Below are 15,414 nucleotides of genomic sequence, written 5' to 3' on the forward strand. Positions count from 1 at the left end.
GATGGGCAGACGGGACAGGGGAAACAGCGGTTCCGATGGGTTTGGGAGCAGCGGCGACGGATATGTTTCGCCGTTTTCCGACGACGGATACGTGAGTCATGACGATGGGGACGCCAATGCCGACGCCAATTATGTGAATTACAGCGACGACACTGGGCAGAACGCCAGACAGAACCCCGCACACAGTACCGTGCATAATGATCGCCGTGGCGGAACGAACGATGGGCAGACACGGTCGTCCTCTCGCGTCGACGGAAGATACGAAACTCCCCCGTCCTCCGCGCCAAAGCAGACACCCCTGCCGGATCCCGTCGGCAACGTATTCAACGGCGAATCCGATGATTCCGGTTCCCGCAGTTCGAACGACACCTCATCCGCCAAACGCAGCCCCACACGGTTCATCCCCGCGCTCATCATCATGGCGATCGCGTTCGCCCCCGGATTCATCAGCAGCATCACCGACAACCATTCGTCAGACAGCTCGTCCGGTTCCTCCCAGACCACGGAGGCCGTGGACAACACCACCTACAAGACGCTCGACATCAGCGGCGAACTCAAATACTACGAAAGCTCGGGTAGCACCGGCAAGACGCTGGCCGGCAAGTTCGCCATCGTCGGCGCGCAGCGCGGGCCGTCCGACTGCAATGGTCAGCCCACCATGCTCGTGACCTACCAGTTCACGAACCTGTCCAAGGAGATCACCAGCGCACAGGACTACCTCTCCTACAGCGTGTACCACCAGGGCATGGGCCTGCGGCAGATCGGCTGCTTCGCCAAAAGCAACCCGGACGGCTACAACATGAGGGACATCTCCAAGGACGTGCAGCCCAAGGCCACGCACGAGTTCAAGGTCGCCTACGAGATGCCCGATCAGGCCGTGCGCACATTCCAATCGCAGAACACCGGACAGGACATCACGCAGATCGATCAGGATCTCACATACGATGTGCGGATCAGCAACTACTCACGTAATCTGCCCACGTCGATCGGCGCCACGATCACGCTGCCGCAGGACGCGAACGATTTCAATCCCACCGACGTGACCAAGCCGCGCACGATCGAGACGTCGTCCGCAACCGGCGATTTCAAGAACGGACTGCAGCGGATCATCGGCAACTCGTACGTGTATAGCGACGTGTTGGGCGCGAACAAGCAGATCGACGTCAAGGCAGTGAGCGCCAAGCGCGGGCCGGACACGTACGACGGCCGGCACACGGTGATCGTGACCTATCAGTGGATCAACCACACGAAGATCCCACTCACGTTCAACGACGCCATGACCGAGACCGCGTACCAGAACGGCGTGGAACTGGAGAAGACCGTGTTCTCCGACCCGACCGACACGTATTCGGTGGCCACGCGCGACGCTCCCGTGATGCCGGACGTGCCCACGACCACCACGATCGCATACGAGCTGCGCGACGACACGAGCCAGGTGAGCGTGGACGTGCAGGGCTACGCGAACTCCGACGGCGGCAAAGCCAGCTGGAAACTGAATCTGGAATAGCCTCAACCCCTTCGTTCTCCCTCCGAGGGAGGGAGATGTCATGGCGCATGCCATGACAGAGGGAGGGATCCGGAACCAGAAGGGCCCATGGCCCCCTCCCTCAGTCACGCTACGCGTGCCAGCGTCCCGCAAGAATGGACAGCCTATGGCCGGCTATATCGTCTGTTCGCCTGTCGGCTCACCTGAGTCCTAAAACGCCGCTGGCGTTTCCCTGACGGACTCAGCCTCCCTAGGAGGGAACACAACGGGGATGAGCGTGCCAGCGTCCTGCAAGAATGGACGGCCTACTGCCGGCGCTTGGGGCGGTTCTTGCGGAAGATGTCGATCACGATCCACAGCGACAGCACGAACGCCACCACGTATCCCAGGAATCCGATGACCGGAATGCCGAACACGACCGGCTTCATGCCCGCGTAATACACGATCGACGAGCCGACGAACAGACCTACCACGATCAACGCCATGGTCAGACGGTCCACCATGTAGCTCATCTGTCGAATCGGCTCCTCCGACCCGACCATTTCCACGTTTGCCTTGATCTGCCCGCGCGTGAGCATACGCATCGCCGTACGCGACTCGGACAGCGCGCCCAACGCGCCGTGAATCGCCTTCTGCCCCTCGATGCCGAGCGTCTTCACCTCCTCCTTGGCGGCGGAACGCAGACCCTTCGTGTTCGCGATGTGCGCGGTGATGATCGCGATCATGTCGGTCTCGGGTAGGAACTCGTCGAGCACGCCCTCGAGCGTCACCAGGCCGCGCGCCACCGTGGTCACGATGCCCGGCAGCTCCACGTGATGCTTGCGCGACAACTGCACCAACGCGTTCACGAACGCACCGATGTCGAGATCCTGAAGGCTCACCGTACCGAAGTCCTGCACGATCGCGTCGAGATCGCTCAGCAGTCCCGGATAGTTCACCTCGGACGTGTCGGTGGGGCCGGCGAACCGCAGGAACGCCTCGGCCAATGCGGGCGAATCCTGCTTGCCCACGGCGAAGATGATGTCCTGCAGAATCGACCGCGTACGCGCGGACAGGCGGCCGGTCATGCCGAGGTCGATCATCACGATCTGCCCGTCGTGGATGATGATGTTGCCCGGATGCGGGTCGGCGTGGAAGAAGCCCTCGTCGAGCACCTGCGCCGCGTAGTTGTCGACGAGCTTGTTGCCGATCTCCTCCAGCGAGTAGCCGGCCTCCACCAGACGATCGGGATGCGAGACGGAAATGCCCTCCACGTAGTCCATCACCACCACGTGCTCGGTGCACAGATGGATGTACGGCTTGGGGCAGTCCATGTACTTGTAGTCCTTGGCGAATTCGCGGAAATCCACCAGATTACGCGCCTCGATGAGGAAGTTCGTTTCGGACTGGAAGCTCTCCCACAGCTCCTCGATCACGCCGTTGAGATCGACGATCTGCGCGGACTTGACGAATTTCGTAGCGTATTTCGACACCGATCGCATGATGTCGATGTCCTGCGCCATGGTCTCGCGCACGCCCGGACGCTGCACCTTGACGGCCACGTCCTCGCCGGTGACGAGTCGGGCGCGATGTACCTGGGCGAGCGACGCCGAGCCAAGCGGCGTGCGGTCGATCGATTCGAAGATCTCGTCGACGGGCCGGCCGTATTCGCGCGAGAGTGTGTCGAGCACGGTCTCGTAGGGCATGGGGTCGGCGTCGGCGCGCAGTTTGGCGAGTTCGTCGCAGAACTCCTGCGGCAGGATCTCGCTTCGCATGGAGAGGTTCTGACCGACTTTGACGAACGTGGGACCGAGCGCCTCGAACATGAGGCGCATCTTGACCGGCGTGAGGCCGTGGAAGATGTCGAACTGCCGGGCGATGCCGAAGATCTCGCGGATGCGGTGGATACGGCCCTTGCGTGTGAGATGGTACTGCTGCGCGAACGTGGGCTCGTTGCTGCCGAACAGGCCGATCGTGCGTTCATGACCGGCGGCGTCGGTGAGATTGTCCTCCTCTTCGGTGACCGGGGTGCCGGAGATCGCGTCGAGTACCTGTTCGTCGGTGATCAGCGGATCGTTGGGGGCGTCGGTGACGGGGGCGGTGAATCTGGGGAGTTTGGGGCGCTTGCGCTCGGATGATGATGCGGTGGCGGCGTTGGTGTTGGTCGACATGGTGTCGGGGTTGCGTGTGACGTCGGGGTTTTGTGTGACGTCCTGTGCGGTCTGTGATGTGGACGACTGGTTCAGCCGCGACCGCTGCTGACGGCGCGGGCTGTGCTTCTTCCGCTGATTGTGCTGATTCGCGTGCGCCTTGTGTGCCATAGTTCACCAATGATAGTTCGCGGTTGTGGCGAGAGGGCCGGGCGGCCACGGGCAGGTCCGTTCTTGCGGAACGCTGGCCGGCAAGATCGGCCATCCCAACGTGCTCCCTCCTAGGGAGGGAGCTGGACGACGAAGTCGGACTGAGGGAGGGATTGCGAGCCTTCCCGGTTCTGGATCCCTCCCTCTGTCATGGCGTGCGCCATGACATCTCCCTCCCCCGGAGGGAGAACGCAGGGCTGGAATCCGTGTGCTCCCTCCTAGGGAGGCTGAGTCCGTTAAGAGAAAACGCCAGCGGCGTTTTTAGGACTCGGGTGAGCCGACAGACGAACCGGAAGGAAGGCCGGCCGCAGGCCGTCCATTCTTGCGGGACGCTGGCACGCTCATTCCCGTCGTGCTCCCTCCTAGGGAGGGAGCTGGACGACGAAGTCGGACTGAGGGAGGGATTGCGGGCCTTTCGGAGGCTGGATCCCTCCCTCTGTCATGGCGTGCGCCATGACATCTCCCTCCCATGGAGGGAGAACGCAGGGCTGGAACCGGTGTGCTTCGATAGACTCCGAACCTTTTATCCTTACTCGGCCTTGGCCTCGGCGCCGTCGGCCTCAGCGGTGTCGGTAGAGGGCTCGCCCTCGGCCGGTGCGTCGGTTTCGGCCGGAGCTGCGTCCTCATCCGCGCTCTTGGCTGCTGCGGCGTCGGCGGCCTTCTCGGCGTTCACGGTCTCGGCGATCTTGGCGACACGGGCCACGTATTCGGCGCGCTCCTCCTCGCTCATCACGGACAGACGGGCCTTGAGCGCGGCATCCTTCACGTCGTCGACGGCATCGCGAGCCTTGGATGCGGCGTCGGTGGCACCGGCGAACGCGCCCTTGGCGGCGCCCTGCGCCTTGCGCGTCAGCTCGGAATTGAGCACCTTGCCCTGCTCCACGGTCAGCTCGCCCTTCTTCACGAGCTCATCGACGATCTGCTGGCTCTTCTCGGCGCTGGCGGCCACGGCTCCCACGCCCGCAAGGAAGATGGTGCGCAGGCCATCACCGAGATTGTTGAAGTTGAAATCAGCCATGATGACACTCCTTCATATCCGCCGGATGCCCGGCCATACGGCTGTTACGTACTGCTTATGCGGACCGCACGCGGTCGTATATGGTTGCGCACGATTCCCGCATCGACTCCAACTTTACCCCAGCAGCCCCCGTCTCCCCCTGAACACACTCGGGTGTCATGTCGTCGCTTCAAACGCCCGGCGGCGATTGCCGTGCCGTCCCGCTGGAAGTGTCGTCAGCAAAGGCGGCACGACAATCACCAAACACTCAATTCGTTAAGCGTTACCGACTTGTCAAACGTTACCGCGGGCGGGATTCGGCCACTCGGCGCGCCTCGGACGCGAACCGGTCGAGACGGTCGAGCTCCTCACGTGCGGCGGGCGTGACCTGCGGATCGAATACGCCGTAGCGGTGCTCGGCGGCCTTGGCGATCAGGAAGTCGGCGATACGCGGATTCTTCGGCAGCAGCGAGCCGTGCATGTACGTGCCGATCACGTTGTTCACGCGCGCGCCCTCGAATCCGTCCTTGCCGTTGTTGCCCGCGCCCTCGCCGCGCACCTTGCCGAGCGGCTTCGCGCCGTCGCCGAGGAACGTCTGGCCGGAATGGTTCTCGTAGCCGATCACCGTGCCGAAGTCGTCGGACTCCTCCACCAGATTGCCGATCAGACGCACCTCCTCGCCCACGGTGTGCGCGTCGAGAATGCCGATACCGGGCAGCTTCTCGCCCTCGCTGGTCTCGAAGTACTCGCCGAACAGCTGGTACATGCCGCAGATCATGAGCATGGGCACGCCGTCGGCGGCGAGCTCGCGGATCAGGTTGGCGCGCGCGAAGAAGTCCTTGATGATCTTCTTCTGGCCGGTGTCCTGGCCGCCGCCGCCGAGGATCAGGTCCACCTCGATCGGCCACTGGTCGCCCTGGTTGTAGTAGTGCGTGACCGGCTCGTATCCGTACAGCGCCATGCGACGCTGGATGGTGAGCACGTTGCCCGAATCGCCGTAGATGTTCATGTCCTTCGGGTAGAGGCTCATGATGTCGAGGCGGCGGTCCTCGGCGGGAGTCTCGGTCTCGACGGTTGCGGCAGTTGCGGTCGCAGTGGCCTCGGCGGGTTCGGCAGTCTCGGCGGGTTCGTTCACAGCGGTTTCGTTCACGTTTGTGGTTTCGTTCGTCATCGTCAGTCCTCGTTTCGTTTCACTCAGCGGCCCACGCCGGCGTCCGACACCTTGGTCAGGTGGCCCAGATGCGAGCGCACCTTGAGCATCGACGTGTACGTGCAGTAGATGCGCTTCGGCGTGCCGGGGTTCGCCTTGACGAACGCGTCCACGGCGGCATCGATGTCGGGCTCGACCTTGCCGACGGGCACCTGGTCGTATTCGAGGCGCAATGCCATGTCCCACGCGCGCACACCGGAGACCATGCGCACGCCGGTGCCACGCAGTCCGGTGAAGTCCACGTCCCACAGCCAGCTCATGTCGCGACCGTCGGCGTACTGGTCGTTGATCACGATCATCGTGTCGTGACCGGCCGGGTCGAACGACTTGAGCGACATGCGGAAGCCCATCGGGTTCTTGACGAGCAGCAGTTCCACGCTCGTGCCGTTCACGTCGATGGATTCGCCGCGGCCGAACGCGGGGGTGACCTGCGCCACGGCGTTGATCAGGTCGTGGGTGCCGGCATTCGCGAACTTCTGGATGCGACGGCGGGCGGCGGGCTTGGCGAGCTTCGACGACTCCATGACGGTGGCGTCGACCATGGCGGCGCGCACCACGGCGAGCGCGGCGGCCGCGTTGTAGAGGTTGTAGACGCCTTCGAGCTTGACGCCGGTGGACTGGGTGGTGCCGTCGATGAGGAATTCGGCGGTGTGGTCGCCCACCTTGGTGAGGGTGACGTCGGCGGGGAGGGGGTTGTGGGACGACTGGGCGTCGGACCCCCTCAGTCCGGCCTCGCCGGACAGCTCCCCTTGGGAGGGGGAGCCGGTAGAAGTGGATTCCGACTTGGAAGAGGAAGAGCCGGAAGAGACCATGTCGGCGGCGTGCATGTCGTCGTCGGACGGGAAGAAGGTGCGCAGGTCGTCGGACAGGCCGAAGTAGTGCACCTTGGTTCCGTCGGGAACGAGCGAGGCGAGCTTGGCGATGCGCGGATCCTCGCGGTTGAGCACCACGGTGCCGTCGGTCGCCTCGGCCACGTGGCCGAGCAGTCGGGCGGTGTTGTCGATCTCGCCGAAACGGTCGAGCTGGTCGCGCATCACGTTGAGCAGCAGCGCGTACCGCGGGCGCACCTGCTTCACGAAGTGCACGGCGTACGCCTCGTCGAGCTCGAGCACGGCGATGTCGGCGTTGAGATGGCCGGTGATCGACACCTGCTGCAGCAGTGCGGACACCACGCCGCGTGTGAAGTTCGATCCGGTGGGGTTGGTGAACACCTTGAGGCCGAGCTGCGCGAACATGGATGCGACCATGCGCGTGGTGGTGGTCTTGCCGTTCGTGCCGGACACGAGCACCACGCCGTACGGCAGACGGCTCAGCGTGCGGGCGAGGAATCCGGGGTCGATGCCCTCGATCACCTTGCCGGGGAACGCGCTGCCGCCGTGATGGGTCACGCGGGCGGCCAGACGCACGCCCTTGCCGATCAGCGGGGTGGCGAAGGCGCTCCACGGTTTGCGCGGAATGGCCGGACGCGTGCCGTTCGCACCCTTTGCACCCGCGCCGCTGCCCGAACCGTTCGATCCGCTGTCGTTCGCCGAAAGACCGGCCTGACCATTACTCTTCACTGTTCACTGCCTTCTGTTCTGTCTGTTCGACCTGATTGTTCGGCTTGATTATCGTCCTGATCAACCGATCGTCAATCAATCCGACTGCCCATAACCATACCAATTCCACGTCACGTTTATGAGGGTCGACAGGGGTCTGATGATCATGTTGGATAAGGCGCTTTTCACCCCGCCCCGCGTTCTCCCTCCAAGGGAGGGAGATGTCACGGCACGCCGTGGCAGAGGGAGGGCTAAGGCACCTGATTCACACGCCCTGCTGGAAGTCCTGGGGCATGTCCTGGAAGCGGGAGTTGGCGCCAAGGAACGCGAGTCCGAACGTCTCCGTGGGGCCGTTACGGTGCTTCGCCATGATGATGTCGGCCTCGCCCGGGCGGTCCTCCTTGTCGTAGAAGTCGGGTCGGTGCACCAGGAACACCACGTCGGCGTCCTGCTCGATCGAACCGGATTCACGCAGATCGGACAGCTGCGGCTTCTTGTCGTTGCGCATCTCCGGGCCACGGTTCAGCTGCGAAAGCGCCACCACGGGCACCTCGAGCTCCTTGGCCAGCAGCTTGAGCGCACGCGAGAACTCGGACACCTCCTGCTGGCGGCTCTCCACGGCCTTGCCGGAGCTCATGAGCTGCAGGTAGTCGATCACCACGAGCTTGAGGTCGTTGGTCTGCTTGAGGCGGCGGCACTTCGCGCGGATCTCCATGAGGCTCATGTTCGGCGAATCGTCGATGAACAGCGGCGCGTTGGCGAGCTTGCCCCAGAAGTTGTTGAGCGTGTTCCAGCGTTCGGGCGTGATCTCGTCGGCGCGGCGCAGTGCACCCAGCGGGATGTTCGTCTCGGCGGCGATGATGCGCTGCGCGAGTTCGTTCTTGCTCATCTCCAGGGAGAACACGACGGTGGTCATGTTCGCGTGCAGGGCCGCGTGGCGCGCGAAGTCGATGCCGAGTGTGGACTTGCCCATGGCCGGACGTCCGGCGACCACGATCATCTGGCCGGGCTGCAGGCCTTGGGTCACGTCGTCGATGTCACGGAAACCGGTGGGCACGCCCTTCTGGATCAGGCCGTTCTGCAGGGCGTCGAGCTGGTTGAGCGTCTCCTCCACCACGGGGCCGATGGCCTCGTAGTCCTGACGCACCTTGCCCACGCTCATCTCGTACACCTCGGCCTGCGCGAGGTTCACGATATCCTCAGCCTGCGAGCCTTCCGCGGAGTAGCCCATCTGCGCGATCTTGGTGCCCGCGGCAATCACGTTGCGCAGGATCGCGCGCTGGTGCACGATGTCCGCATAATACGTGGCGTTCGCGGCGGTGGGCACGGACGCGACCAGACTATGCAGATAGTCGGCGCCGCCCACCTTCTCGAGATTGCCCTCCTTCAGGAGTTCGTTCGCCACGATCACCGCGTCCACCGGCTGCGAGGCGGAGAACAGCGTGATGATCGCCTCATACACGGTCTGATGCTTGGGCTGATAGAAGTCGGTGACGTCGATCATCTGGCTGACCTCGCCGATCGCGTCCTTGCTCATGAGCATGCCGCCGAGCACGGCCATCTCCGCGTTGTCGTCGTGCGGGGGGACACGGTCGAAGATCGGGTCGCGATCCGACCGCCCGTTGTGCGCGGAGGGGACTCCGTCTCCGCGCTCGTTCCTCTCAAACGTCTGTTCTGCCATACTCACGATTGTAGGAACGACACCATAACGGCACTCATGCTCTCAATGTTCACGGTTTCTAAATTGGCCGCGGAGAACGGATATCCACCTCCGATTTTCCATGCAGCGCCGATTATCAGTGCCATCATCACAACGGCGAGCACCCTGCTTCTGCGCTGCTTTCGACGCTCCTGCTTTGACCGTTCCACCGGACTGGGTTCGTAGTCAACCGCACGATTCGTGCTGCGTATGCCACGCTGCTGACCGTCCGTCACTGATCGCTTACTCCGGAATTCCTCCTCGCTCATAGTGGCCACGACATCCTGCTCACTCCGCGATTGGGGATATCGAGACGATTGGGGATATCGAGACGATTCCGGCATCTTTCGTGTCGGCTTCACCTCAGAATTCTCAGACGTTTTCTTCCCAAGAGTTCGCGTGGATCCGTCGTGTACAGCCTTCGTCTCGCCGAGCTGATCGTCTTTCTTATCGATGTCCTTGGTTTCAGGCAGCGATTTATGCGCTGAGGATAGAGTTCCACCGTCCTGCCTTAAACGGACGGGCTTGTATCCGAGTCCGTTTTCCTCGTCCGTACCCTGACTGTCCGATACGTGGCCACGAGGATTGTTCCGCGCCTCCAGCAACGCCTGTTGCAGTTCATCAACGGTCTGGTACCTGTCCTCCGGTCGCAACGCAGTCGCTTGGGCGATCACCTTACGCAGGGCCTTACTGCCATGTTCCGGTTCAGGCAATGGGCCGGTGCATCGTCGTATCATCGACATTTCCAACGGCATTTCGGCATACGGCAGCGCACCATCGTTGCACATGCGAAACAGAATAATGCCCACACTGTAAATATCGGCACGTGAATCATACAGCTTGTGCTGCAGACGTTCCGGTGCTGCATACTGCATGGTGGCAACGGCCGTAGGCGCATCCTCACCGTCGGCGAGTAAACGCGAAATGCTGAAATCGCCAAGTTTATACCGCCTGTCGATGTCATCATAGAAAACGTTGGCCGGTTTCACATCACGGTGAAGAATGTGCATCGTCTCGCCATCGATCTTCATCGTCGTCGTGGTGCACTGCAACAATCCGGCACACAAGTCGAGTCCTACCGCAAAGACCTTATTCTCATCATATGGATGGGCCTTGTCGCGATCATCATTGATGACGTCCGCCAGGGTCCGCGGCAGATACTCCATGAGAATGACCAGATCCTGACCGGAACGATCGTCATTCCTCCATGCCACCGTGGCATGATCCCAGATCTGCACGATATGGGATCGTCCCCGCAAGCTTTCCATGAGCTGCCATTCCATGCTCGCCTTACGGACACGTTCAGCTTTTTGATTGTCCGTCAACGGATGGGATGATTCCTCGGAGAACATCTCGATCACCTTTACGGCGCCCTCCAGCACACCATCGTATCCGGCATTGACCGCGAAAATAGCGCGATCCGAACCCACATACAGGCAGTCCCCCAGACTCCATGAGACCTCTTCGACGTAGGAGTTCGTACCACGCCGTACATGCGACACCGCCTGAAGATACCGGCTCCTCTGCTCACGTACCCGCGTCTCTACACTCACGCTTTTTACCATGTCTTTGTTCTCTCACTCCTGTATATCTAAAATTCAGACTTAAAACTCAAACCCATCGCCGGAAATTTTGACTTTCCCCTGTGCGGTGTGGCCAGCGTCGTCCCACGCTTCGAGCTCCAACAGTCCGTCAGTATTCAACGTCATCATCACTTTGAATTTCGTGCCCGCAGGTACTTCGACACCAAAATCAAAAGTCACTTCGAGAACGGCATTGTCATTAAGCGAGTTATATATCTCACTGGCTGCGACATCCTCATCGGTCTCATATACGCGAATCGTCACCAACGCGCTATCGCTATGCATGGCATAAGTACGAATCTCACTCGCAGGAAGCACCGCACCCTTGCGAATCAAATTGGAAATGATTCTTTTATCGGAGTCCGCACGTTCAAAGGCACGGATGCCATATGACAACGGGGCCCTGTCACGCAGGAATGAATTGTCACGCGCATTTGGATCGCAATGTTGCGCATAATACGCGGCGCCGGACACCACCGCGTACTCAGGACGTTCCACGACGACAGGCAAACTCGGGAACCGCTTTTGCAGGGCCGCCTTCACCTGCGGCATGTTCGACGATCCGCCCACACAGACGATACGCTGCACCGCACCGCCATCCACATGAGCAATCACCCTATCCACCGCAGCCATTGTCCGTTCCAGAAGATCGTGAGTCAGCTCCTCGAACTTGGCACGCGTCACATCGATCTCATACGATTTCTTGTCCGACAGGATGAACATGGCTGTCGCCACATCCCTATCCGACAACTCCCATTTCACCTCTTCGGCGGCGTTCCGAATGTAGCTCCTATCCATCGGGGTAAGCGGTATTGGCCCATACTCGCGCTCGCATTCCTCGATGAGGTACCGCTCCAAACAATCGTCCCAGTCTCGACCTCCGCAACGTTCCATCTCAGAAGTCAGCACATCAAACTTGGCACCCTTGCTGCCGTCGGCCGTGACCACGGCAATGTCGCACGTACCGCCGCCAAGATCGTAGACCAACACCCGTGTATCGTTGTCGAGAGTATTGCGAAAATAGTTGAGCGCCGCCGCCACCGGTTCCTTGATCAATCCGATCACATTCAATCCCGGCCCGCCGGCCTCCGCCGGCAGACATGCGGCCTGACGAATGATCTCTTTCTCCATATCCGTGAACTTGGCCGGCACGGAGAGCACCACACCGTCGATCCTGCCATCAAAACCATCCTGGGGAGACACCGAAATGACAAGATCGGCGACCTCTTTGAGGATTGCCGCGGCGATCTGCACCGAACTGAATGATCGTCCATCGATCACTCGGGAGGCAACACCACCACGCCGGTCAAGAAGATTGAGCTTGATTGCTCGCACCACCTGTTCCGCCTCTTCGCCGTAGCTCCTCTTCTCGGCCTCCTTGCCGGTGCGCACGCCCCTTTTCCGCCCATAATAAAATACCGACGGCACGGCATAGTCATTTTTGCGTTTGAACACCACCGTGCCGCCGAACTCCTCATCGACGGATGCGGCTTCAGAAAAACTCGTACCGAAGTCTATGCCGATCCTCATGCCTGTCTCCCCTCATATCATCTTTCCGCAACGCAGTCCGCCATTGCCAAGATGCACTTCCATATCCCAATATGTCTGCCCTGTTGCTCAACGTTGCCCTGCAAGCACAACGATCTCCTTACGGTCCAATTGAGCGAACTGGTCCGAATGGAACCCCGGCGCCATGCTCGATGCGACGATCGCCGTGTCGGGGTCAAAACTTCCGACCCTTCCATCACCAACAGCGCTATCGATCTTATGCAGTTCCGGGTCAAACGGTGTTCCCGGCTTCGAACGGACCACAGTCACCCCGTACATATTCAACTGTCGTTCCACAGCATCTCGAACCACCTGCAGGGTTTTCACCGCCTTGAGATGGTCCTCGTCCAAAGCCGCCACGACATTGCCGCTTCTCCTGCGCTTGATCATATCGCTTTGATATGTGTACTGACTATCAAGCATGATGTAGGTTTCAATAAGCTGGCGTGCGTGCGTAATGGTTTCGTCAGCGACGTATCGCTCCTGGAAATCACGCATGCTCCTGACAAGCTCGCGAGCGCCGCTCTGCATCTGCCGCATAGTGGTTTGCCACTCAAGCTGTGTGGCAGACCATCGTTCGGTGACCGCCTGCATATCCTGTGACGTTTCCACATGCCGCGGCCCCGCTCCGTCCGATCCCGTTGACACGAATCGATCACTCTGATTCACCGCAGACGCGTCATTCAGCGCGGTCCGCCCCGTGGTCGCAACACGACGACGCTGTCTGCGTGGATTCACCGCAGCCGGCTTCCCATCAAGTCGCACAGTAGATTCCGCGTCGGCATCTGTAATACGATCGTTTGTCGACCTTACGGTGGCGCCGTCGTCATGGCCGACGTGGGCCACACGGCCATCCGCAGCATCAGTTCGATCGGCACCACTTAATAACCCTTGCTGTTCACAGAGCTGTCTCAACGCGGTATTCAAAGACAAACTACCGCCATCCCGTACATGATGATACCGAGACAGCTGCTGGAACATATCTACAAATTGTTGCAACCATTCATCGGATTCAACTGCTCCGGTAAACAGATACCCGATATTGCCCCTACTGCCATCAAAACTTGTGGAGTAATCCTTCCCGGACCACTGCTGATATAAACCAGCTAATAGATAGTACAGATCAAATGAGGTAGGCTTCCACTGCGTTGGCACCGGCTCACCCTGCATGAGCAAATAGGCGATCTTGAGGAGACTGGAGTCGAACGCGTTCACATTTTGATGCTCTTGCCACGCAATGACCTCACGGTCCATCGTTTCGATTATCGTCCCCATCCGAGCAAGCCGATCATCATTGGCGGTTTTGTCCCGCATTTTGCCGTCATAGGCTATTCGGGCATCCTCATAAAACTGTAGACTTCCCGGCATGGCCGTGTTGTCCCTACCGGATTTTCCTTTACCGAACAACGCCATAATCGCATCCTTCCATACATCGATGCATCCGCCCATATCTTGCCCCCTATCAAGTGTACTTTACGTCGTTGTTTACAGGTCTTCAAGAATAGCAAAAAGATCCCCCATAAAATGTAGTGGTCACATAGTGTTCCGCGACGTATTTCCTCCACATCGTTGCCCTGCCCCGCATACCCCCTTCCAAGTATCTAGGCAACATGATCCCATCATGATGCGAAAGAGGACCAACGGGATCACGATCTTCGACAGAGCAAGCTTCCCGTGGCAGAAAATCGCCAGTGGCCATAACAGGAACTACGATTGGACGACAACACGGCAAACGGATGACGGCGACGACGCCCGGCATCTCGATCGGCACCGCGCCGGCACCGCATTAGGGAAAGGAATCTCCACCATGGCATACTCAACCGCACTGTACGCTCGCGTCAAGGAATACCTCGACTCCGACGGCCTGCACTACGACGAGGACCCCACGCAGGGCCGTTTCGAGTTCGGCATCAACATTCACTCCAAGGTGCGCAACGTGCGCGTGCGCATCTTCGTGGACGACGACAACTTCAGCGTGGTCGCCGTTCCGCAGTTCGGCGGCGACACCCAGGACCCGGAGAACATGCGCGCGCTGGCCGAGTACACCGCCCGCGCCAACTACGGTCTGGTGCAGGGCAACTTCCAGTTCGACTTCCGTGACGGCGAGATCCGCTACTGGAGCGCCATGCTCACCGATGATGACAGCCTGCCGTCGATCCACACGATCGGCCGCGTGGTGTTCGTGGCGATCATGATGTGGGAGCGTTACGGCGACGGCTACCTCAAGGTGGGCCTGGCCGGCGTGGATCCGGAGACCGCGGTGAACGAGGCCGAGAACCCGGAGCCGCAGGCCCCGGCCGAGCCCTCCCCCACCACCATCGATCCCGAGATCCTGTAAGGAGCAGGTTCACACGCTTTGGCTCCCCTTTTCGGAGGGGAGCCTATGTATGGGCTCTGTGTTCTGTTTACCATGGCGTAACTTTGATCGAACGTAATCCCCAGCTCTGCACGTACTTATCCACTATCTGTGGATAGAAATTCGGAGTTATCCACATTTTGGGCGTGTCTCAGTGGATAATCCACTCACTTTTCCACATCATGGGGATAACTATGTGGAAAACATGGGGATAAATCAGCGCGCTTCATCGTCGAAGTTGCCAACATCCAAATTTATGATATAGATCACATCTCACTCAAATCGAACATTTTCCATGTTCGATTTTCGGCGTTTCTCACGTTCGACCACATTGGCCGGTTTTCTTCCATCCACATCGACATCTCCGTAGAGTCACGATCACCGACAACCAATGGAGGTGATCAATGCACTACGACAACGCCGGGAACACACTTCCGGAAGAACCCGACGAGCCACTGATCCTCCCGTCCGCATTCAAGCATGGCGTATCGGAAAACGATATCCTGCATGCTTGGCGAATGGCACGAGGACCAGTGGACGTCAACTATCATCGAGACCCACCCACCTATATGTACGTAGGGCCGGGAGTTTCGGGAGCAGTCTGGTATGAAATCGGAACCGCATCCCGCGCCGGCTATGATCAGGAGCTAATAGTCCA

Annotated in this window: 11 protein-coding genes; 3 read left to right on the forward strand and 8 right to left on the reverse strand. The window is 60.1% G+C overall.

Going from position 1 to position 15,414, the window contains the following annotated elements; translation table 11 throughout:
* The first annotated feature begins 91 nt into the window (after nucleotides 1–91).
* Entirely contained in the window at nucleotides 92–1,507 is a 1,416-nt protein-coding gene (locus Tam10B_RS05640; protein WP_158214141.1) for a DUF5067 domain-containing protein, read from the forward strand.
* A gap of 284 nt (nucleotides 1,508–1,791) precedes the next feature.
* Here the strand turns inward: Tam10B_RS05640 and Tam10B_RS05645 are convergent, their stop codons facing one another.
* The 8 genes from Tam10B_RS05645 to Tam10B_RS05680 form a co-directional block, all read right to left on the reverse strand.
* Nucleotides 1,792–3,786, reverse strand: a complete 1,995-nt coding sequence (locus Tam10B_RS05645; RefSeq protein WP_233133609.1) for an ABC1 kinase family protein — start codon at nucleotides 3,784–3,786, stop codon at nucleotides 1,792–1,794.
* Between the two features lie 568 nt (nucleotides 3,787–4,354).
* Nucleotides 4,355–4,843: a phasin family protein gene (locus Tam10B_RS05650; protein WP_093960286.1), complete on the reverse strand. Its 489-nt coding sequence runs from the start codon at nucleotides 4,841–4,843 to the stop codon at nucleotides 4,355–4,357.
* 280 nt (nucleotides 4,844–5,123) lie between these two features.
* On the reverse strand, nucleotides 5,124–5,852 hold the full coding sequence (locus tag Tam10B_RS05655; RefSeq protein WP_233133613.1) for a type 1 glutamine amidotransferase: 729 nt from the start codon (nucleotides 5,850–5,852) through the stop codon (nucleotides 5,124–5,126).
* Between the two features lie 164 nt (nucleotides 5,853–6,016).
* Nucleotides 6,017–7,489, reverse strand: a complete 1,473-nt coding sequence (locus Tam10B_RS05660; RefSeq protein WP_233133614.1) for a Mur ligase family protein — start codon at nucleotides 7,487–7,489, stop codon at nucleotides 6,017–6,019.
* Between the two features lie 346 nt (nucleotides 7,490–7,835).
* Nucleotides 7,836–9,251 carry a replicative DNA helicase gene (dnaB, locus tag Tam10B_RS05665; RefSeq protein WP_093960289.1) on the reverse strand — a complete coding sequence of 472 codons (1,416 nt, stop codon included), beginning with the start codon at nucleotides 9,249–9,251 and terminating at the stop codon, nucleotides 7,836–7,838.
* 2 nt (nucleotides 9,252–9,253) lie between these two features.
* Nucleotides 9,254–10,822: a serine/threonine-protein kinase gene (locus Tam10B_RS05670; protein ID WP_158214142.1), complete on the reverse strand. Its 1,569-nt coding sequence runs from the start codon at nucleotides 10,820–10,822 to the stop codon at nucleotides 9,254–9,256.
* A gap of 51 nt (nucleotides 10,823–10,873) precedes the next feature.
* Complete coding sequence (locus tag Tam10B_RS05675; protein ID WP_093960291.1) at nucleotides 10,874–12,382, reverse strand: Hsp70 family protein; 1,509 nt, start codon at nucleotides 12,380–12,382, stop codon at nucleotides 10,874–10,876.
* 87 nt (nucleotides 12,383–12,469) lie between these two features.
* A complete protein-coding gene (locus tag Tam10B_RS05680; protein WP_093960292.1) occupies nucleotides 12,470–13,813 on the reverse strand; it encodes a hypothetical protein in 1,344 nt (447 codons plus the stop codon).
* Nucleotides 13,814–14,207: 394 nt separating this feature from the next.
* Here Tam10B_RS05680 and Tam10B_RS05685 point away from each other — a divergent pair, with 394 nt between their 5' ends.
* Nucleotides 14,208–14,738: a type III secretion system chaperone family protein gene (locus Tam10B_RS05685; protein ID WP_093960293.1), complete on the forward strand. Its 531-nt coding sequence runs from the start codon at nucleotides 14,208–14,210 to the stop codon at nucleotides 14,736–14,738.
* A 422-nt stretch (nucleotides 14,739–15,160) separates the two neighbouring features.
* Nucleotides 15,161–15,414 (forward strand): hypothetical protein (locus Tam10B_RS13510; RefSeq protein WP_093960296.1); only part of this gene is annotated, 254 nt, incomplete at its 3' end.

The sequence above is a fragment of the Bifidobacterium vansinderenii genome (assembly GCF_002234915.1).
Lineage (GTDB): Bacteria > Actinomycetota > Actinomycetes > Actinomycetales > Bifidobacteriaceae > Galliscardovia > Galliscardovia vansinderenii.

Bases quoted from the DNA above. Each gene is read 5' to 3' on its own strand.
- Tam10B_RS05655 (WP_233133613.1), bottom strand. From the start codon at position 5,852: ATGAGCCTCTACCCGAAGGACATGAACATCTACGGCGATTCGGGCAAC.
- Tam10B_RS05685 (WP_093960293.1), top strand. From the start codon at position 14,208: ATGGCATACTCAACCGCACTGTACGCTCGCGTCAAGGAATACCTCGAC.
- Tam10B_RS05650 (WP_093960286.1), bottom strand. From the start codon at position 4,843: ATGGCTGATTTCAACTTCAACAATCTCGGTGATGGCCTGCGCACCATC.
- dnaB (WP_093960289.1), bottom strand. From the start codon at position 9,251: ATGGCAGAACAGACGTTTGAGAGGAACGAGCGCGGAGACGGAGTCCCC.
- Tam10B_RS05680 (WP_093960292.1), bottom strand. From the start codon at position 13,813: ATGGCGTTGTTCGGTAAAGGAAAATCCGGTAGGGACAACACGGCCATG.
- Tam10B_RS05675 (WP_093960291.1), bottom strand. From the start codon at position 12,382: ATGAGGATCGGCATAGACTTCGGTACGAGTTTTTCTGAAGCCGCATCC.
- Tam10B_RS05645 (WP_233133609.1), bottom strand. From the start codon at position 3,786: ATGGCACACAAGGCGCACGCGAATCAGCACAATCAGCGGAAGAAGCAC.